The sequence below is a fragment of the Klebsiella sp. A-Nf5 genome (assembly GCF_002810545.1).
GTDB lineage: Bacteria > Pseudomonadota > Gammaproteobacteria > Enterobacterales > Enterobacteriaceae > Klebsiella > Klebsiella variicola.
In genome coordinates, this window is record NZ_PIOG01000131.1 from 121,155 (window position 1) to 140,910 (window position 19,756).

Annotated in this window: 15 protein-coding genes; 14 read left to right on the forward strand and 1 reads right to left on the reverse strand. The window is 58.7% G+C overall.

All coding sequences use genetic code 11. The features are described from left to right. Positions 1 to 94 precede the first annotated feature (94 nt). The 10 genes from cmk (at position 95) to CWM53_RS13245 (ending at position 11,560) form a co-directional block, all read left to right on the forward strand. A complete protein-coding gene (cmk, locus tag CWM53_RS13200; RefSeq protein WP_012542319.1) occupies positions 95 to 778 on the forward strand; it encodes a (d)CMP kinase in 684 nt (227 codons plus the stop codon). A gap of 133 nt (positions 779 to 911) precedes the next feature. Continuing rightward, entirely contained in the window at positions 912 to 2,585 is a 1,674-nt protein-coding gene (gene rpsA, locus CWM53_RS13205) for a 30S ribosomal protein S1 (protein WP_061155180.1), read from the forward strand. A gap of 151 nt (positions 2,586 to 2,736) precedes the next feature. Then, positions 2,737 to 3,024 carry an integration host factor subunit beta gene (gene ihfB / locus CWM53_RS13210; RefSeq protein ID WP_004100704.1) on the forward strand — a complete coding sequence of 96 codons (288 nt, stop codon included), beginning with the start codon at positions 2,737 to 2,739 and terminating at the stop codon, positions 3,022 to 3,024. A 205-nt stretch (positions 3,025 to 3,229) separates the two neighbouring features. Continuing rightward, positions 3,230 to 5,494 carry a ComEC family protein gene (locus CWM53_RS13215; protein ID WP_074386417.1) on the forward strand — a complete coding sequence of 755 codons (2,265 nt, stop codon included), beginning with the start codon at positions 3,230 to 3,232 and terminating at the stop codon, positions 5,492 to 5,494. Positions 5,495 to 5,530: 36 nt separating this feature from the next. Further along, on the forward strand, positions 5,531 to 7,279 hold the full coding sequence (gene msbA / locus CWM53_RS13220; RefSeq protein ID WP_061155178.1) for a lipid A ABC transporter ATP-binding protein/permease MsbA: 1,749 nt from the start codon (positions 5,531 to 5,533) through the stop codon (positions 7,277 to 7,279). Then, positions 7,276 to 8,256, forward strand: coding sequence for a tetraacyldisaccharide 4'-kinase (lpxK, locus tag CWM53_RS13225; RefSeq protein ID WP_100729790.1), 981 nt, complete (start codon positions 7,276 to 7,278; stop codon positions 8,254 to 8,256). Before msbA ends, lpxK begins: the two co-directional genes overlap by 4 nt. 54 nt (positions 8,257 to 8,310) lie before the next feature. Next, positions 8,311 to 9,540: a winged helix-turn-helix domain-containing protein gene (locus tag CWM53_RS13230; protein WP_074386415.1), complete on the forward strand. Its 1,230-nt coding sequence runs from the start codon at positions 8,311 to 8,313 to the stop codon at positions 9,538 to 9,540. A gap of 63 nt (positions 9,541 to 9,603) precedes the next feature. Beyond that, positions 9,604 to 9,786, forward strand: coding sequence for a protein YcaR (gene ycaR / locus CWM53_RS13235; protein ID WP_004201390.1), 183 nt, complete (start codon positions 9,604 to 9,606; stop codon positions 9,784 to 9,786). Continuing rightward, positions 9,783 to 10,529, forward strand: a complete 747-nt coding sequence (kdsB, locus tag CWM53_RS13240; RefSeq protein WP_100631478.1) for a 3-deoxy-manno-octulosonate cytidylyltransferase — start codon at positions 9,783 to 9,785, stop codon at positions 10,527 to 10,529. Before ycaR ends, kdsB begins: the two co-directional genes overlap by 4 nt. Before the next feature lie 137 nt (positions 10,530 to 10,666). Further along, complete coding sequence (locus CWM53_RS13245; RefSeq protein WP_074386413.1) at positions 10,667 to 11,560, forward strand: YcbJ family phosphotransferase; 894 nt, start codon at positions 10,667 to 10,669, stop codon at positions 11,558 to 11,560. Here the strand turns inward: CWM53_RS13245 and elyC are convergent. Beyond that, positions 11,537 to 12,316, reverse strand: a complete 780-nt coding sequence (elyC, locus tag CWM53_RS13250) for an envelope biogenesis factor ElyC (RefSeq protein ID WP_100729789.1) — start codon at positions 12,314 to 12,316, stop codon at positions 11,537 to 11,539. The two genes, CWM53_RS13245 and elyC, sit on opposite strands and share 24 nt — an antisense overlap. A 121-nt stretch (positions 12,317 to 12,437) precedes the next feature. Here elyC and cmoM point away from each other — a divergent pair, with 121 nt between their 5' ends. Genes cmoM through mukB form a run of 4 tightly spaced genes read left to right on the forward strand, consistent with a single transcriptional unit; the run spans position 12,438 to position 19,690 of the window. Continuing rightward, positions 12,438 to 13,238 carry a tRNA uridine 5-oxyacetic acid(34) methyltransferase CmoM gene (gene cmoM, locus CWM53_RS13255; protein ID WP_016160569.1) on the forward strand — a complete coding sequence of 267 codons (801 nt, stop codon included), beginning with the start codon at positions 12,438 to 12,440 and terminating at the stop codon, positions 13,236 to 13,238. Further along, the gene (mukF, locus tag CWM53_RS13260) at positions 13,235 to 14,557 is read left to right on the forward strand and encodes a chromosome partition protein MukF (RefSeq protein ID WP_008805866.1); all 1,323 of its coding nucleotides are present in this window, start codon (positions 13,235 to 13,237) and stop codon (positions 14,555 to 14,557) included. Before cmoM ends, mukF begins: the two co-directional genes overlap by 4 nt. Beyond that, the gene (mukE, locus tag CWM53_RS13265; protein ID WP_074386412.1) at positions 14,538 to 15,242 is read left to right on the forward strand and encodes a chromosome partition protein MukE; all 705 of its coding nucleotides are present in this window, start codon (positions 14,538 to 14,540) and stop codon (positions 15,240 to 15,242) included. The genes mukF and mukE overlap by 20 nt, the downstream gene beginning before the upstream one ends. Next, positions 15,242 to 19,690 carry a chromosome partition protein MukB gene (mukB, locus tag CWM53_RS13270; protein ID WP_100729788.1) on the forward strand — a complete coding sequence of 1,483 codons (4,449 nt, stop codon included), beginning with the start codon at positions 15,242 to 15,244 and terminating at the stop codon, positions 19,688 to 19,690. The genes mukE and mukB overlap by 1 nt, the downstream gene beginning before the upstream one ends. Positions 19,691 to 19,756 lie beyond the last annotated feature (66 nt).

Here is a 19,756-nt window from a genome sequence, read left to right on the forward strand (position 1 = left end):
GTCCGTAATTTACAAGCAATGCTCACTTTCCGGCGTATTGATGCGTATAATGCGCGGCGTTTATATTCCATGCGCCTTGCTGAAGGAGAAAAAGATGACGGCGAATATTCCGGTAATCACCATTGATGGGCCTGGCGGTGCGGGTAAAGGTACGTTGTGCAAGGCAATGGCGGAAGCGCTGGGCTGGCATCTGTTAGATTCAGGCGCGATCTACCGCGTTCTGGCGCTGGCGGCGCTGCATCATCATGTTGACGTAGAGTCCGAAGAGGCGCTGGTGCCCCTGGCGGCCCATCTTGACGTGCGCTTTATTTCTACTGACGGCACCCTGGAAGTGGTGCTGGAAGGGGAAGATGTCAGCGGCGAAATTCGCACTCAGGAGGTCGCCAATGCCGCCTCGAAAGTGGCCGCTTTCCCACGCGTTCGCGAAGCGCTGCTGCGCCGCCAGCGTGCTTTCCGTGAACTGCCCGGGCTCATCGCCGACGGGCGCGATATGGGCACGGTGGTTTTCCCGGACGCACCGGTCAAAATTTTCCTTGATGCCTCTGCCGATGAACGGGCGCATCGCCGTATGCGGCAGTTGCAGGAAAAGGGCTTTGATGTTAACTTTGAACGTCTTTTGTCCGAGATAAAAGAGCGTGACGATCGCGACCGAAATCGTGCCGTGGCGCCGCTTGTCCCGGCTGCCGATGCATTAGTTCTCGATTCAACAGAACTAAACATTGAGCAAGTGATTGAAAAAGCGCTACAATATGCGCGCGAAAAATTGGCCGTTGCGTAAGCCTTAGTCGGTAACGCGCCGAAGCCTCCGAATTATAGCAGTACCCCGCGGCAATGGATGGTCAGCGGGTATGTGAAACAACCCCATCCGGCACGGAGCCAGGTGGACGTTAATATTAACCTGAAGATTAAACATGACTGAATCTTTTGCTCAACTGTTTGAAGAATCCTTAAAAGAAATCGAAACCCGCCCGGGTTCCATCGTTCGTGGTGTTGTTGTTGCTATCGACAAAGACGTAGTACTGGTTGACGCCGGTCTGAAATCTGAGTCCGCCATCCCGGCTGAGCAGTTCAAAAACGCCCAGGGCGAGCTGGAAATCCAGGTTGGTGACGAAGTTGACGTTGCTCTGGATGCAGTAGAAGACGGCTTCGGTGAAACTCTGCTGTCCCGTGAGAAAGCTAAACGTCACGAAGCTTGGATCACGCTGGAAAAAGCTTACGAAGACGCTGAAACTGTTACCGGTGTTATCAACGGCAAAGTTAAAGGTGGCTTCACTGTTGAGCTGAACGGTATTCGTGCGTTCCTGCCGGGTTCCCTGGTAGACGTTCGTCCGGTGCGCGACACGCTGCACCTGGAAGGCAAAGAGCTTGAGTTCAAAGTCATCAAGCTGGACCAGAAGCGTAACAACGTTGTTGTTTCTCGTCGTGCCGTTATCGAATCCGAAAACAGCGCAGAGCGCGATCAGCTGCTGGAAAACCTGCAGGAAGGCATGGAAGTCAAAGGTATCGTTAAGAACCTCACTGACTACGGTGCATTCGTTGATCTGGGCGGCGTTGACGGCCTGCTGCACATCACCGATATGGCCTGGAAACGCGTTAAGCATCCGAGCGAAATCGTAAACGTTGGCGACGAAATCACTGTTAAAGTGCTGAAGTTCGACCGCGAGCGTACCCGTGTATCCCTGGGCCTGAAACAGCTGGGCGAAGATCCGTGGGTAGCTATCGCTAAACGTTATCCGGAAGGTACCAAACTGACCGGTCGCGTGACCAACCTGACCGACTACGGCTGCTTCGTTGAAATCGAAGAAGGCGTTGAAGGCCTGGTTCACGTTTCCGAAATGGATTGGACCAACAAAAACATCCACCCGTCCAAAGTTGTTAACGTTGGCGACGTAGTGGAAGTGATGGTTCTGGATATCGACGAAGAGCGTCGTCGTATCTCCCTGGGTCTGAAGCAGTGCAAATCTAACCCATGGCAGCAGTTCGCGGAAACCCACAACAAGGGCGACCGTGTTGAAGGTAAAATCAAGTCTATCACTGACTTCGGTATCTTCATCGGCCTGGACGGCGGCATCGACGGCCTGGTTCACCTGTCTGACATCTCCTGGAACGTTGCAGGCGAAGAAGCAGTTCGTGAATACAAGAAAGGCGACGAAATCGCAGCAGTTGTTCTGCAGGTTGACGCAGAGCGTGAGCGTATCTCCCTGGGCGTGAAACAGCTCGCGGAAGATCCGTTCAACAACTACGTTGCTCTGAACAAGAAAGGCGCTATCGTTGTTGGTAAAGTGACTGCAGTTGACGCTAAAGGCGCAACCGTAGAACTGGCTGACGGCGTAGAAGGTTACCTGCGTGCTTCTGAAGCATCCCGTGACCGCGTTGAAGACGCAACTCTGGTTCTGAGCGTTGGCGACGAAGTTGAAGCGAAATTCACCGGCGTGGATCGTAAGAACCGCGTAGTGAGCCTGTCTGTACGTGCGAAAGACGAAGCGGATGAAAAAGACGCTATCGCTACCGTGAACAAGCAGGAAGACGCGAACTTCTCCAACAACGCCATGGCTGAAGCGTTCAAAGCAGCGAAAGGCGAGTAATCTTTGTCATTCAGGTAATAACAACCTGAATAGTGACGAGTTTACTTGACAGATTGCAGGATTCGTCCTGTAATCAAGCACAAAGGGCGGCTACGGCCGCCCTTGTTTAAGCTGTTAGCTAATTTTTGCCTTGAAGGAAACCGGAGGAATAATGACCAAGTCAGAATTGATTGAAAGACTTGCCAGCCAGCAATCTCACATTCCGGCGAAAGCGGTGGAAGATGCTGTTAAAGAAATGCTGGAACATATGGCCTCAACGCTTGCTCAAGGTGAGCGCATTGAAATCCGCGGTTTCGGCAGCTTCTCTCTGCACTATCGAGCACCTCGCACCGGACGTAACCCGAAAACTGGTGATAAAGTCGAACTGGAAGGTAAGTACGTTCCGCACTTTAAGCCCGGGAAAGAATTACGTGACCGCGCCAATATTTATGAAGAGTAAGTTGCACGACGTGCAACCTGCCTGACGATAAAAAAAGCACCTTCGGGTGCTTTTTTTGTGCCCGCGATTTACCTCCTCCTTCGCAAAAAAACTGTGCCTGACTGCAACAGATGTGAATGTCTGGAACGCGCTGCGCAAGCCTGAATTCGGCGGCAGGACGCCCCCGTTGCTTTGCGTAACACTGCCTGCTCACAGGGAGGTGTTTATGCGTCTACCATGGCTTGCCGGATGCGCCATCATCGGTATGCTGCCGCTACTCTGGTTACCCGCCTTGCCGGGTCCGCGTATTTTGGCAGGCGCGTGCTTCATGGCGTTGCTGTTGACCCGCCTGCATGGAACGGCCATGGCCTGTGTGGCGATGACGCTTCTGCTGATGGTCTGGGGAGTATTGAGCGGACATCAGGCGCTGTGGCCTGCGCAGCACCTATCCGGCGCCACCCGGCAGGCGGAAGTGATCCTCAGCGAGACGGATGGCCAGGCCCTGCATCGTGGTCAGATTGTGCGGCTGGCGGGTCACTACCTGTTTCCTCCGGTCGGCGTGACGCTGTACGGGGAACTTGCACCTGCACCCGCCTGTGCGGGTCAGCACTGGCTGATGACGCTGCGCCTGCGCCCGGTACACGGGCAGCTCAATGATGGGGGCTTCGACAGCCAGCGTTATGCGCTGGCGCAGCACCGGCCGCTGAGCGGGGGAATTGTCGCAGCTTCCGCGCTGGATCCCCGCTGCAGCCTGCGCGCCCGCTATCTGGCGTCGCTGACCCGACGGCTGCAGACTTATCCCTGGCATCCGGTGATGCTGGGACTGGGGATGGGGGAGCGGCTGGCCCTGCCGACGGCGATTAAAGTCCTGATGCAGAACACGGGCACCTCTCATCTGATGGCCATCTCCGGTCTCCATATTGCCCTCGCAGCTTCCCTTATCGTGCTCATGCTGCGCGGCGTGCAGTATATTCTCCCGGGCCGCTGGATCGGCTGGCGGTTGCCGCTGCTGGCCGGGCTGGCCGGCGCCGTCGGTTACGGCTGGCTGACCGGCATGCAGCCGCCGGCGCTGCGGACTTGCGTAGGGTTGGGCGTGTGCTGCGCCTTACGCTTGTCGGGGCAGCGCTGGACGGCGTGGCAGGTGTGGCTCTGCTGTCTGGGGGCGATACTCGTTGCCGACCCGCTGGCGGTGCTGTCGCAAAGCTTGTGGCTATCCGCCTTCGCCGTGGCGGGGCTGATCTTCTGGTTTCAGTGGGTACCGCTTCCTGTCGGCCGCTGGCGCTGGCCGTGGAAAGCACTGTTCGCCCTCGTTCATTTGCAGGCTGGCGTGACGCTGCTGCTGGCGCCGCTCCAGCTCCTGCTTTTCCATGGAGTTAGCCTGACGTCCATGGCCGCCAATTTGCTGGCGGTACCCCTGGTGACCCTGCTGGCGGTGCCGCTTATTCTCGGCGCGATGCTGCTGCATCTCACGGGTCCGGGGATGGTGGAGTCGCTGCTCTGGCTGGCGGCCGATCGCGTGCTGGCGCTGCTGTTCTGGGGATTACGACATTTACCGGACGGCTGGCTGCCTCTTGACGCCCGCTGGCTCTGGTTCAGTAGCCTGCCGTGGCTGCTGGTGATGGGCTGGCGTTTTCAGAGCTGGCGGCATTTCCCGGCCCTGTGTCTGAGTGTACTGCTTTTGCTGATGCGGCCCTTCTGGAGGCAAATTCCCGCAGACGAATGGCGGGTGACGATGCTGGATGTCGGGCAGGGGCTGGCGATGGTGATCGAGCGTCACGGCAAGGCGCTCCTGTATGATACCGGGCCTGCATGGCCGCAGGGCGACAGCGGTCAGCAGGTGATTATCCCGTGGCTGCGCTGGCATCATCTGCAGCTGCAGGGCATTGTGCTAAGCCACGAACATCTCGATCATCGCGGCGGCCTTGATTCAGTGCTGCAGGCATGGCCGCAGGCGTGGGTGCGCAGCCCTTTACGCTGGGCGCGTCATCTGCCGTGTCATCGCGGCGAGCGCTGGCAATGGCAGGGACTCAATTTCCAGGCCCTGTGGCCGCTGCCGGGCAGCACGGCAAAGGGTAATAATCACTCCTGCGTGGTGAAGGTGGATGATGGTCGCTCCAGCATCCTGCTCACCGGCGATATAGAACGTCAGGCAGAGCAGGCGATGATCAGCCGTTACTGGCAGCATCTGACGTCTACACTTATCCAGGTTCCGCACCACGGTAGCAACACCTCGTCCAGCGAGCTGCTGGTCCGCCGGGTAGATGGCGCGGCCGCGCTGGCTTCTGCTTCGCGCTACAATGCATGGCGGATGCCTTCGCACAAGGTGGTTCAGCGCTACCGCCAGCAGGGGTATCGCTGGTTAGCCACGCCGCAGCAGGGACAGATAACGGTGGTTTTTTCCGCAGAAGGGTGGCAAATCCACAGCTTACGGGATCAAGTTTTACCTCGTTGGTATCATCAGTGGTTTGGCGCGCCCGCCGATAACGGGTAGAATATGCGGCTATTTCAACACAAGCTGGTTTATTGAATGCAGAACGATAAAGATCTCTCCACGTGGCAGACCTTCCGCCGACTTTGGCCGATTATCGCGCCGTTTAAAACCGGGCTAATCGTCGCGGCGGTGGCGTTAGTGCTTAACGCGGGCAGTGACACCTTCATGTTATCGCTTCTTAAACCGTTATTGGATGATGGTTTTGGTAAAACGGATCGCTCAGTGCTGCTATGGATGCCGCTGGTGGTTATCGGGCTGATGGTGCTGCGTGGGATCACCAGCTACATCTCGAGCTATTGTATCTCCTGGGTTTCCGGCAAAGTCGTGATGACCATGCGTCGTCGCCTGTTCGGCCACATGATGGGCATGCCGGTGTCCTTCTTTGACAAACAGTCTACCGGGACGCTGCTGTCGCGCATTACCTATGATTCTGAGCAGGTCGCCTCATCTTCCTCCAGCGCGCTGATCACCGTTGTCCGCGAAGGGGCATCGATTATCGGCCTGTTCGTGATGATGTTCTATTACAGCTGGCAGCTGTCGCTTATCCTGATCGTACTGGCGCCGATTGTGTCGGTAGCAATCCGCGTGGTCTCCAAGCGTTTTCGCAATATCAGTAAGAATATGCAGAACACAATGGGGCAGGTCACCACCAGCGCTGAGCAGATGCTGAAAGGGCACAAAGAGGTGCTGATGTTTGGTGGCCAGGAAGTGGAAACCAAACGTTTTGATAAGGTCAGCAATAAAATGCGCCTGCAGGGGATGAAGATGGTGTCAGCCTCGTCTATCTCTGACCCGATCATTCAGCTTATCGCATCGCTGGCGCTGGCCTTTGTCCTGTATGCCGCCAGCTTCCCGAGCGTGATGGACACCCTGACCGCCGGGACCATTACCGTGGTCTTCTCCTCGATGATTGCGCTGATGCGCCCGCTGAAGTCGCTGACCAACGTCAATGCCCAGTTCCAGCGTGGGATGGCCGCGTGCCAGACGCTGTTTGCGATCCTCGATTCCGAGCAGGAGAAAGACGAAGGTACGCGGGTCATTGAGCGGGCGAAAGGCAATCTCAAGTTTGAAAACGTCACATTCACCTATCCGGGGCGCGAAGTGGCCGCGCTGCGCAATATCAATCTCGATATCCCGGAAGGGAAAACGGTCGCGCTGGTGGGGCGCTCCGGGTCGGGTAAATCGACCATCGCCAGCCTGATCACCCGCTTCTACGATGTTGACGACGGCCAGATCCTGCTGGATGGTCACGACCTGCGCGAGTACAAGCTGAGCTCGCTGCGCGACCAGGTGGCGCTGGTGTCACAGAACGTGCATCTGTTCAACGATACCGTCGCCAACAACATTGCCTATGCGCGTACCGAAGAGTACAGCCGCGAGCAGATTGAAGAGGCCGCGCGAATGGCCTACGCCATGGATTTCATCAACAAGATGGACAATGGTCTGGATACTATCATCGGCGAGAATGGCGTAATGCTGTCCGGTGGTCAGCGCCAGCGTATTGCTATCGCCCGTGCGCTGCTGCGTAACAGCCCGATTCTGATCCTTGATGAAGCTACCTCGGCGCTGGATACCGAGTCCGAGCGTGCCATTCAGGCGGCGCTGGATGAGCTGCAAAAGAACCGCACCTCGCTGGTTATCGCCCACCGTCTGTCGACCATTGAACAGGCTGATGAAATCGTGGTGGTTGAAGACGGGCGGATTGTGGAGCGCGGAACTCACCACGATCTGCTGGAGCATAAAGGCGTGTACGCCCAGCTGCATAAGATGCAATTCGGCGAATGATCGCGCGCATCTGGTCCGGGGAATCGCCGCTGTGGCGCCTGCTGCTGCCGCTCTCCTGGCTGTATGGCCTGGTGAGCGCGGTGATTCGCCTCAGCTATCAGCTGGGGTGGCAAAAAGCCTGGCGCGCGCCGGTGCCGGTGGTGGTGGTCGGTAATCTCACGGCCGGCGGCAATGGTAAAACCCCGGTGGTGATCTGGCTGGTGGAGCAACTGCAGCAGCGCGGTATTCGCGTGGGGGTGGTCTCTCGCGGCTACGGCGGTAAAGCCGACCGCTACCCGCTGGTATTAACTGACCGGACCAGTACGGCGCAGGCGGGTGATGAGCCGGTGTTAATTCATCAGCGCACTGGCGCGCCGGTGGCGGTTTCTCCGCTGCGCAGCGACGCGGTGAAAGCGCTGCTCAGCGCGCACGATCTGCAGATTATCGTGACCGACGACGGGTTGCAGCACTATAAGCTCGCGCGGGACAGAGAAATTGTCGTCATCGACGGTGTGCGTCGCTTTGGCAACGGCTGGTGGTTGCCTGCCGGGCCGATGCGCGAGCGGGCCTCGCGCTTGCAAAGCGTTGGCGCGGTTATCGTTAACGGCGGTGTGGCGCGTCCGGGGGAGATCCCGATGCAACTGCGTCCCGGAAGGGCGGTTAACCTGCTCACCGGCGAACGTCGCGATGTCTCCACCTTCACGAACGTGGTGGCGATGGCCGGCATCGGCCATCCGCCGCGCTTTTTCGCCACCCTCGAAAGCTGCGGTATCCAGCCGGTCAAAACCGTGGCACTGGCGGACCATCAGGCGTTGAGCCAGTCCGATGTCGCCGCCCTGGCGACCGCCGATCAGACGCTGCTGATGACCGAGAAAGATGCCGTGAAATGTCGCGATTTCGCCGCCGCGAACTGGTGGTATTTACCGGTCGACGCCATAATGGCCGATGAACGTGCACAGCGGTTGCTTGCGGACCTGGCGACGTTGGCGCAACGTTAACCATCGCGCCGGCTTTGCTCGCCGCTGTGCTGGAATTCCTGACGGAGAACCTGCATGTCGGTATTGCAATTTTCGCTTAACGAGGCGCGCCACCTCCATCTCGCGGCGCAGGGGTTGTTAAAAAAGCCCCGGCGTCGCGCTCGCCAGAATGACATCCTTTCCACCATCCAGCAGATGTCGCTGCTGCAAATCGATACCATCAACGTGGTGGCCCGTAGTCCCTACCTGGTGCTGTTCAGCCGCCTCGGCAGCTATCCGCAACACTGGCTGGATGAGTCGTTGCGCAGCGGCGAGCTGATGGAATACTGGGCGCATGAAGCCTGCTTTCTGCCGCGCAGCGATTTCGCCCTGGTGCGCCATCGCATGTTGAATCCCGACAATATGGGCTGGAAATATCATCGAGCGTGGATGCACGAGCATGCCGGGAGTATTGCAGAGCTGCTGGCGCACATCGGGCAAAATGGCCCGGTCCGCTCGGCGGATTTTTCCCACCCACGCAAAGGCGCCAGCGGCTGGTGGGAATGGAAACCGCATAAACGCCATCTGGAAGGGCTGTTTACCGCCGGCGAAGTGATGGTGGTGGAACGGCGCAATTTTCACCGCGTGTATGATTTAACCCAGCGGGTGATGCCTGACTGGGACGACGAACGTGACGCGCTTTCCCGCGACGCGGCTGAAGCCATTATGCTGCGCAACAGCGCCCGCAGCCTCGGTATCTTTCGCCCCCAGTGGCTGGCTGATTACTATCGCTTGCGCCAGCCGTCGCTACCGGGTCTGCTGGCTGCCTGGCAGGAAGAGGGCCTGGTGGTGCCGGTTAACGTGGAAGCACTCGGCGAGATGTGGTTGCATCGCGACGCGCTGGCGCAGCTTGAGTCAGCGCCTGGCGGTAAGCTGATCGCCAGCCATAGCGCCGTGCTTTCTCCTTTTGACCCAGTGGTCTGGGATCGGAAACGCGCTGAGCAACTCTTCAACTTCAGCTATCGCCTGGAGTGCTATACCCCGGCACCGAAGCGGCAGTATGGCTACTTCGTACTGCCCCTGCTGCACCAGGGCAAGCTGGTTGGGCGGATGGACAGTAAAATACATCGCAAAAGCCAGGAGCTGGAGATCTTCTCCCTGTGGCTGGAGGAGGGGGTGAAGATCACCCGTGGCCTTGAGCAGGGGCTGCGCCGGGCGATTAATGACTTCGCGCGCTGGCAATCGGCGGAACGGATCTTGTGCCGGCGCCTGCCGGAAGGGCTGTTTGTCGGTCATGAGCAGGGGTGGGAAATCGACGCCGATTGATCCCGGCGCCGACCTTCCTGTGATATGCTGCTGAGAAATCTATCCGGTCCATCAGGAGGAAACATGGATCACCGTTTACTTGAAATCATCGCCTGCCCGGTCTGTAACGGTAAGCTGTATTACAGTCAGGATAAGCAAGAACTTATTTGCAAACTTGATAGTCTGGCGTTTCCGCTGCGCGATGGTATCCCTGTGCTGCTGGAGACAGAGGCGCGTCCGCTGGCGGTAGAAGAGAGTCACTCATGAGTTTCGTGGTTATTATTCCTGCGCGTTTCGCCTCCACGCGCCTGCCGGGAAAACCACTGCAGGACATTAATGGCAAGCCGATGATTGTTCATGTGCTGGAGCGCGCGCGCGAGTCCGGGGCGGATCGGATCATTGTCGCCACCGATCATCCGGACGTGGCCAGCGCCGTTGAAGCGGCGGGTGGTGAAGTGTGCATGACCCGCGCCGATCACCAGTCCGGCACCGAACGGCTGGCGGAAGTGGTGGAGAAGTGCGCATTCAGCGATGACACTATCATCGTCAATATTCAGGGCGATGAGCCGATGATCCCCCCGGCAATCGTCCGCCAGGTGGCCGAAAATCTGGCGTCCAGCGCCTGCGGAATGGCGACGCTGGCGGTGCCGATCCACGACGCGGAAGAGGCGTTTAATCCGAATGCGGTCAAAGTGGTGATGGATGCCCAGGGCTATGCGCTCTATTTTTCACGCGCCACCATTCCGTGGGATCGCGATCGCTTTGCTCACTCCCGGGACGCTATCGGTGATTCCCTGCTGCGTCACATCGGCATTTATGGCTACCGCGCCGGCTTTATTCGCCGCTATGTCAGCTGGGCGCCGAGCCCGCTGGAGCAGATTGAAATGCTCGAGCAGCTGCGGGTCCTGTGGTATGGCGAGAAAATCCATGTTGCCGTAGCAGCAGAAGTACCAGGCACCGGCGTCGATACCCCGGAAGATCTGGAACGCGTCCGCGCTGAGCTGCGTTAACCCCCTGTCCCCTCCTTACAGGGGGGGATATCCCCGCCGGTTTTTCGCTTTTTTTGCCCCTTTTTGATCTTATTCGATGACAACCCTGGTGCGGGCGCTCATTATGAAACCAGTAGTGTTCATAGGGGTAATCGACAATGGAACAGTTGCGAACCGAACTCAGTCACCTGCTTGGCGAAAAGTTGAGCCGGGTGGAGTGTATCAGTGAAAAAGCCGCTACGGCGCTGTGGTCCCTGTATGATGCGCAGGGAAACCCGATGCCGCTGCTGGCGCGCAGTTTCACCACGCCCGGTGTGGCGCGGCAACTGGCATGGAAGATCTCCACTCTCGCGCGCAGTGGTACAGTGCGCATGCCGGTGGTTTACGGCGTGATGACGCATGAAGAGCATCCCGGGCCGGATGTGCTGCTGCTTGAGCGCTTGCGCGGCGTTCCGGTGGAGGCCCCCACGCGCACACCAGCGCGCTGGGAGCAACTGCAGGAGCAAATCGTCGAGGCGCTGCTCGCCTGGCATCGTCAGGACAGCGGCGGCTGCGTAGGAATGGTCGACAATACCCAGGACAATCTGTGGTCGAACTGGTACCGCCAGCGGGTAGAGATGCTGTGGAGCACCCTGAACCTGTATCAGGATACCGGCCTGACGATGCAGGATAAGCGTATTTTGTTCCGCTCCCGCGAGTGCCTTCCGGAGCTGTTCCGCGATTTCAATGACAATGCCGTGCTGGTACACGGTAATTTCACCTTGCGCAGTATGCTGAAAGACCCACGCAGCGATCAGCTGCTGGCGATGGTGGGCCCGGGGATGATGCTGTGGGCGCCACGCGAGTATGAACTGTTCCGCCTTGCAGAAGGCGGCCAGGCGGAACAGTTGCTGTGGCGCTACCTGCAGCAGGCGCCGGTTTCCGAGGCCTTTGTCTGGCGGCGCTGGCTCTATCTGCTGTGGGATGAGGTGGATAATCTGGTCAATACCGGGCGCTTTGACCGCGCCCGTTTCGACCTCGCGACAAAATCACTCCTGCCCTGGCTCGCCTGAGCCACCTTTCAGCCATTGCCAGACGCGACCGAGGGTTTCATAGCCGACCCGGTCGCTGTGCATCAGCCATACCGGGGAGGGGATGGCTCGCTCCCACGGATTAAGCGGCGAGGTCACCGCTAACTGATTTGCCGGCGCGGGCAAGGGATCCAGACCGGCATGACGAAAGAAAATCATCGCCCGTGGCAGGTGTGACGCCGAAGTGACCAGCAGGAAGGGCGCATCGCCGATGGCGCGCTTCACCGCCTGCGCTTCCTCTTCTGTATCTTTCGGCCGATCGAGCACGATGATATCGCTGCGTGGTACGCCGAGGCTCTCGGCCACTCTCGCCCCAGCTTCTGCCGTGCTGACGGGATTCGATTTCGCTGCCGCGCCGGTGAAGATCATTTTCGACCCGGGATTCGCCTGCCACAGGCGAATGCCCTCCGTCAGGCGCGGCAGGCTGTTATTGATAAGATTAGAGCTTGGCGCCCACTCCGGATTCCAGGTATAGCCGCCGCCCAACACCACCACGTAGCTCACCGGCTGCTCGCCGCGCCAGGTGGGGTAGCTATCTTCAATCGGTTTCAACAGGCTGTCGGCCACGGGCTGCAGGCTCAGCAGCGCCAGCAGCAACCAGCCGAGGCTCACGCATAGCTTTCCGGTACGTTGAAAGCGGCTGAACCATAACAGCGCGATCCCGATCCCGATCAGCAACAGCAGGGCGGGAAGCGGCAACAGCAGACCGCCGACGATCTTTTTTAGCGTGAAAAGCATGCCAGATGGTTCCTTTTTTAACCATATAACCAAAGTTATGTTCGGATCTTATAACAGATCGCTTCATTCTCGGCGTGGGTATGACAAAATAGCGGTTTTGTGTTGGCTTGTGGAGTCGCCCGTGCAGGATCGCAATTTCGATGACATTGCTGAAAAGTTTTCGCGCAATATTTACGGCACCACAAAAGGTCAGCTGCGCCAGGCGATCCTTTGGCAGGATCTGGAACCGCTGCTGGCGCAGCTGGGGCCGGGACCGCTGAGGGTGCTGGATGCCGGCGGCGGCGAAGGGCAAACGGCCATCAAAGTGGCGCAACTGGGCCATCACGTGACGCTGTGCGATCTCTCTGCTGAAATGGTGGCGCGCGCCCGCCAGGCGGCCGTCGATAAAGGTGTGATCGACAACATGCATTTTGTACAATGCGCGGCTCAGGATATTGCGCAGCATTTGGAAAGCCCGGTCGATCTGGTACTGTTTCATGCGGTACTGGAGTGGGTGGCGGAGCCCCAGGAGGTGCTGCGTACGCTGTGGTCGACGCTGCGTCCTGGCGGTGGGCTGTCGTTGATGTTCTACAATGCTAACGGCCTGCTGATGCACAATATGGTGGCCGGTAATTTCGATTACGTACAATTGGGCATGCCAAAAAAGAAAAAACGCACGCTGTCGCCGGATTATCCGCGTGAGCCGCAGCAGGTTTATCACTGGCTGGAAGAGATTGGCTGGCAGATTGTCAGCAAAACCGGCGTGCGGGTGTTTCATGATTATCTGCGTGAAAAACGCCAACAGCATGACAGCTATGCGGCACTGCTGGAGCTGGAAACGCGCTACTGTCGTCAGGAGCCGTATCTCAGCCTGGGCCGTTATATTCATGTCACCGCGCTTAAGAGCCAGGCTCATAGCCGCAGATGCAAGGATAAAGTATGAGTGAATTTTCCCAGACAGTCCCCGAACTGGTTGCCTGGGCCAGGAAAAATGATTTTTCTATCTCGCTGCCGGTCGACAGACTCTCTTTTCTGCTGGCGGTCGCCACGCTGAACGGCGAACGGCTGGAAGGGGAAATGAGCGAGGGAGAACTGGTGGATGCGTTCCGCCACGTCAGTGATGCGTTTGAGCAGACCAGCGAAACCATCAGCCAGCGCGCCAATAATGCGATCAACGATTTGGTGCGCCAGCGTCTGCTGAACCGCTTTACCAGCGAAATTACCGAAGGCAATGCGATCTATCGCCTGACGCCGTTGGGGATCGGGATCACCGATTACTATATCCGTCAGCGTGAATTCTCGACGCTGCGTCTCTCGATGCAACTGTCGATCGTCGCCGGCGAGCTGAAGCGCGCGGCGGATGCCGCAGAAGAGGGCGGGGATGAGTTCCACTGGCATCGCAACGTTTTCGCTCCGCTGAAATATTCCGTGGCGGAAATTTTCGACAGCATCGACCTGACGCAGCGCATTATGGATGAGCAGCAGCAGCTGGTGAAAGACGATATCGCGCAGCTGTTAAATAAAGACTGGCGCGCGGCGATTTCCAGCTGTGAACTGCTGCTGTCGGAAACCTCTGGCACGCTGCGTGAACTGCAGGATACGCTGGATGCGGCGGGGGATAAACTGCAGGCGAATCTGCTGCGCATCCAGGATTCGACCATGGCGCGCGACGATTTGCATTTTGTCGACCGGCTGGTATTCGACCTGCAAAGCAAGCTCGATCGCATCGTCAGCTGGGGTCAACAGGCGATTGACCTGTGGATCGGCTACGACCGCCACGTGCACAAGTTTATCCGTACCGCTATCGATATGGATAAGAACCGCGTCTTCGCCCAGCGTCTGCGCCAGTCGGTACAGACCTATTTTGATGAGCCGTGGGCGCTGACTTACGCCAACGCCGACCGTCTGCTGGATATGCGCGATGAAGAGATGGCGCTGCGCGATGAAGAGGTCACCGGCGAACTGCCGGCGGATCTCGAATTTGAAGAGTTTAACGAAATTCGCGAGCAGCTGGCGGCGCTAATTGAAGCGCAACTGGCGGTCTATAAAGAGAAGGGAATACCGCTGGACCTCGGCCTGGTGGCGCGGGAGTTCCTGGCGCAGTATCCGCGCGGGCGTCACTTCGACGTGGCGCGGATCGTCGTGGATCAGGCGGTACAGCTGGGCGTCGCCCAGGCAGATTTCACCGGACTGCCGGCAAAATGGCAGCCGATTAATGATTACGGAGCCAAGGTACAGGCGCATGTCATTGACAAATATTGAACAAGTGATGCCGGTTAAGCTGGCGCAGGCGTTGGCCAATCCGTTATTTCCGGCGCTGGACAGCGCCCTGCGCGCGGGCCGTCATATCGGTCTCGACGAGCTGGATAATCACGCATTTTTGATGGATTTCCAGGATTATCTGGAAGAGTTTTACGCTCGCTATAACGTCGAGTTGATCCGCGCGCCGGAAGGGTTCTTCTACCTGCGCCCGCGGTCCACCACGCTGATTTCGCGCTCGGTGCTGTCGGAGCTGGATATGATGGTGGGCAAAATTCTTTGCTATCTCTACCTCAGCCCGGAGCGCCTGGCAAACGAAGGGATTTTCACCCAGCAGGAACTCTATGACGAACTGCTGACCCTGGCGGATGAAGCCAAGCTGCTGAAGCTGGTGAACAACCGTTCCACCGGTTCGGATCTGGACCGCCAGAAGCTGCAGGAAAAAATGCGCGCGTCGCTTAACCGCCTGCGCCGCCTGGGGATGGTGTGGTTTATGGGCCATGACAGCAGCAAGTTTCGCATTACCGAATCGGTATTCCGCTTTGGCGCCGATGTGCGCGCCGGCGACGACCCGCGCGAGGCGCAGCGCCGCCTGATCCGCGACGGGGAAGCGATGGCTCTGGAAAATCACCTGCAGCTCAATGATGAGAATGAAGAAAACCAGCCGGATAGCGGGGAGGAAGAGTAATGATTGAACGCGGTAAGTTTCGCTCGCTAACGCTGGTTAACTGGAACGGTTTCTTTGCCCGGACCTTTGATCTTGATGAACTGGTGACCACCCTCTCCGGGGGGAACGGCGCGGGTAAGTCCACGACCATGGCGGCTTTCGTCACGGCGCTGATCCCGGATTTAACCCTGTTGCACTTCCGTAACACCACCGAAGCGGGCGCCACCAGCGGTTCGCGCGATAAAGGCCTGCACGGTAAACTGCGCGCCGGCGTCTGTTACTCGGTGCTCGACGTGATCAACTCGCGCCACCAGCGCGTGGTGGTTGGCGTACGTCTGCAGCAGGTCGCCGGGCGCGACCGTAAAGTCGATATTAAGCCATTTGCCATCCAGGGGCTGCCCACCTCGATCCAACCGACCCAGCTGTTGACCGAGACGCTCAACGATCGTCAGGCGCGCGTGGTAAGCCTCAATGAGCTGAAAGACAAGCTCGAGGCGATGGAAGGGGTTCAGTTCAAGCAGTTCAACTCGATCACCGAATATCACTCGTTGATGTTCGATCTGGGCGTGGTGGCGCGTCGTCTGCGTTCCGCCTCCGATCGTAGCAAATACTACCGCCTGATTGAGGCCTCGCTGTACGGCGGGATCTCCAGCACCATTACCCGCTCGCTGCGCGATTACCTGCTGCCGGAAAACAGTGGCGTGCGTAAAGCGTTCCAGGATATGGAAGCGGCGCTGCGGGAAAACCGCATGACGCTGGAAGCCATTCGCGTTACCCAGTCCGACCGCGATCTGTTTAAACACCTGATCAGCGAAGCCACCAACTACGTGGCGGCGGACTATATGCGTCACGCCAACGAGCGGCGCATTCACCTGGATAAGGCGCTGGAGTATCGTCGCGATCTCTTTACCTCGCGTTCGCAACTGGCGGCCGAGCAGTATAAGCACGTCGAGATGGCGCGTGAGCTGCAGGAGCACAACGGCGCGGAAGGCGATCTGGAAGCCGATTACCAGGCCGCCAGCGATCACCTGAACCTGGTGCAGACCGCTCTGCGTCAGCAGGAAAAAATTGAGCGCTACGAAGCGGATCTCGACGAGCTGCAGATCCGTCTGGAAGAGCAGAATGAAGTGGTGGCGGAAGCCGCCGGCCAGCAGGAAGAGAACGAAGCCCGCGCCGAAGCCGCCGAGCTGGAAGTGGATGAGCTGAAAAACCAGCTCGCCGACTATCAGCAGGCGCTCGACGTCCAGCAGACCCGTGCCATTCAGTATAACCAGGCGCTGCAGGCGCTGGAGCGCGCGAAGGCGCTGTGCCATCTGCCGGATCTGACGCCAGAGAGCGCCGACGAGTGGCTGGAAACCTTCCAGGCGAAAGAGCAGGAAGCGACGGAGAAAATGCTGTCGCTGGAACAGAAAATGAGCGTGGCGCAAACCGCGCACAGCCAGTTCGAACAGGCGTACCAACTGGTGGCGGCGATTAACGGCCCGCTGGCGCGTAATGAAGCCTGGGACGTGGCGCGCGAATTGCTGCGCGACGGCGTTAACCAGCGCCATCAGGCCGAGCAGGCGCAGGGGCTGCGCAGCCGTCTCAACGAGCTGGAGCAGCGTCTGCGCGAGCAGCAGGACGCCGAGCGTCAGCTGGCTGAGTTCTGCAAACGCCAGGGCAAACGCTACGATATCGACGATCTGGAAACGCTGCATCAGGAGCTGGAAGCGCGCATCGCGTCGCTGGCTGACAGCGTCTCTGACGCTCAGGAACAGCGCATGACCCTGCGTCAGGAGCTGGAGCAATTGCAGTCGCGCACCCAGACGCTGATGCGTCGGGCGCCGATCTGGCTGGCGGCGCAGAACAGCCTCAACCAGCTGTGCGAGCAGAGCGGCGAACAGTTTGAGTCCGGCCAGGAGGTCACCGAGTACCTGCAGCAGCTGCTGGAGCGTGAGCGTGAGGCTATCGTTGAACGTGACGAGGTCGGCGCCCGCAAGCGGGCCATCGACGAAGAAATCGAGCGTCTCAGTCAGCCGGGCGGCTCTGAAGATCCGCGTCTGAACGCGCTGGCGGAGCGCTTTGGCGGCGTCCTGTTGTCGGAAATTTATGACGACGTTAGCCTCGAAGATGCGCCGTACTTCTCCGCGCTGTATGGCCCGTCGCGCCATGCGATCGTGGTGCCGGATCTGTCGCAGGTGGCGGAGCAGCTCGAAGGGCTGGAAGATTGTCCGGAAGATCTGTATCTGATCGAAGGCGATCCGCAGTCCTTCGACGACAGCGTATTTAGCGTCGACGAGCTGGAAAAAGCGGTGGTGGTGAAGATTGCCGACCGCCAGTGGCGTTATTCACGTTTCCCAACGCTGCCGCTGTTTGGTCGCGCGGCGCGCGAAAACCGCATCGAAACGCTGCATGCTGAGCGTGAGAGCCTCTCCGAGCGTTTCGCAACCCTGTCGTTCGACGTGCAGAAAACCCAGCGTCTGCACCAGGCTTTCAGCCGCTTCATTGGCAGCCATCTGGCGGTCGCTTTCGAGGACGATCCGGAAGAAGAGATCCGCAAACTGAACAGCCGCCGCGGCGAGCTGGAGCGTGCGCTGAACGCCCATGAGAGCGATAACCAACAGAACCGCGTGCAGTATGAGCAGGCGAAAGAGGGCGTGTCCGCGCTCAACCGCCTGCTGCCGCGCCTGAACCTGCTGGCGGATGATACGCTGGCCGACCGTGTGGACGAGATCCAGGAACGTCTGGACGAAGCGCAGGAGGCGGCGCGCTTTATTCAGCAGCATGGCAATCAGCTGGCGAAGCTGGAGCCGATCGTCTCGGTGTTGCAGAGCGATCCGGAGCAGTTTGAGCAGCTGAAAGAAGATTACGCCTATGCGCAGCAAACCCAGCGCGATGCGCGTCAGCAGGCCTTCGCGCTGGCGGAAGTCGTGCAGCGCCGGGCCCACTTCAGCTACTCCGATTCGGCGGAGATGCTCAGTGGCAACAGCGATCTCAACGAGAAGCTGCGCCAGCGTCTGCAACACGCGGAGTCCGAGCGTAGCCGCGCGCGCGAAGCGATGCGAAGCCATGTTGCGCAGTTGAACCAGTACAACCAGGTGCTGGCGTCGTTGAAGAGCTCGTATGACACCAAAAAAGAGCTGCTCAACGATCTGTATAAAGAGCTGCAGGATATCGGCGTGCGCGCCGACGCCGGGGCGGAAGAGCGTGCGCGTGCGCGTCGTGACGAGCTGCACATGCAGCTGAGCAACAACCGCTCCCGCCGCAATCAGCTGGAGAAAGCGTTGACCTTCTGCGAAGCGGAAATGGACAACCTGACCCGTAAACTGCGCAAGCTGGAGCGTGATTACTGCGAAATGCGTGAGCAGGTCGTCAGCGCCAAGGCGGGCTGGTGTGCGGTGATGCGTCTGGTGAAAGACAACGGCGTGGAACGTCGTCTGCACCGCCGCGAGCTGGCTTATCTCTCTGCCGACGAACTGCGTTCGATGTCGGATAAGGCGCTGGGTGCGCTGCGTCTGGCGGTTTCCGATAACGAGCACCTGCGTGACGTGCTGCGTATTTCGGAAGATCCGAAACGTCCGGAGCGCAAAATCCAGTTTTTCGTCGCCGTCTATCAGCATCTGCGCGAGCGTATCCGTCAGGATATTATTCGTACCGATGACCCGGTGGAAGCGATCGAGCAGATGGAGATCGAGCTCAGTCGTCTGACCGAAGAGCTGACCAACCGCGAACAGAAGCTGGCGATCAGTTCCCGCAGCGTGGCGAACATTATTCGCAAAACCATTCAGCGTGAGCAGAACCGTATCCGGATGCTCAACCAGGGGCTGCAGAGCGTCTCGTTCGGCCAGGTTAACAGCGTGCGTCTGAACGTCAACGTGCGCGAAACCCACTCGACGCTGCTTGATGTACTCTCCGAACAGCATGAGCAGCATCAGGATCTGTTTAACAGTAATCGCCTGACCTTCTCGGAAGCGCTGGCGAAACTGTATCAGCGCCTGAATCCGCAGATTGATATGGGGCAACGTACGCCGCAAACCATCGGCGAGGAGCTGCTCGACTACCGCAACTATCTGGAGATGGAAGTGGAAGTTAACCGTGGCTCCGACGGCTGGCTGCGCGCGGAGTCCGGCGCGCTGTCAACCGGTGAAGCGATCGGTACCGGGATGTCGATTCTGGTGATGGTGGTGCAGAGCTGGGAAGATGAATCCCGTCGTCTGCGCGGCAAGGACATCTCGCCATGTCGTCTGCTGTTCCTCGATGAAGCGGCGCGTCTCGATGCCCGCTCCATCGCCACACTGTTCGAACTGTGCGAACGTCTGGAGATGCAGCTGATTATCGCGGCGCCAGAGAACATCAGTCCGGAAAAAGGCACCACCTATAAACTGGTGCGTAAAGTGTTCAATAATCATGAACATGTGCACGTGGTCGGGTTGCGCGGTTTTGCCGCGCCGGTGCCGGAAGCCCTGCCGGGGACTGCCGACGCCTCCTGAGGCTGCGGCTAAATCCTGGTGCGTAAGCGGTGAAAAGGGCAACGTTAAGTTGCCCTTTTTGCTATC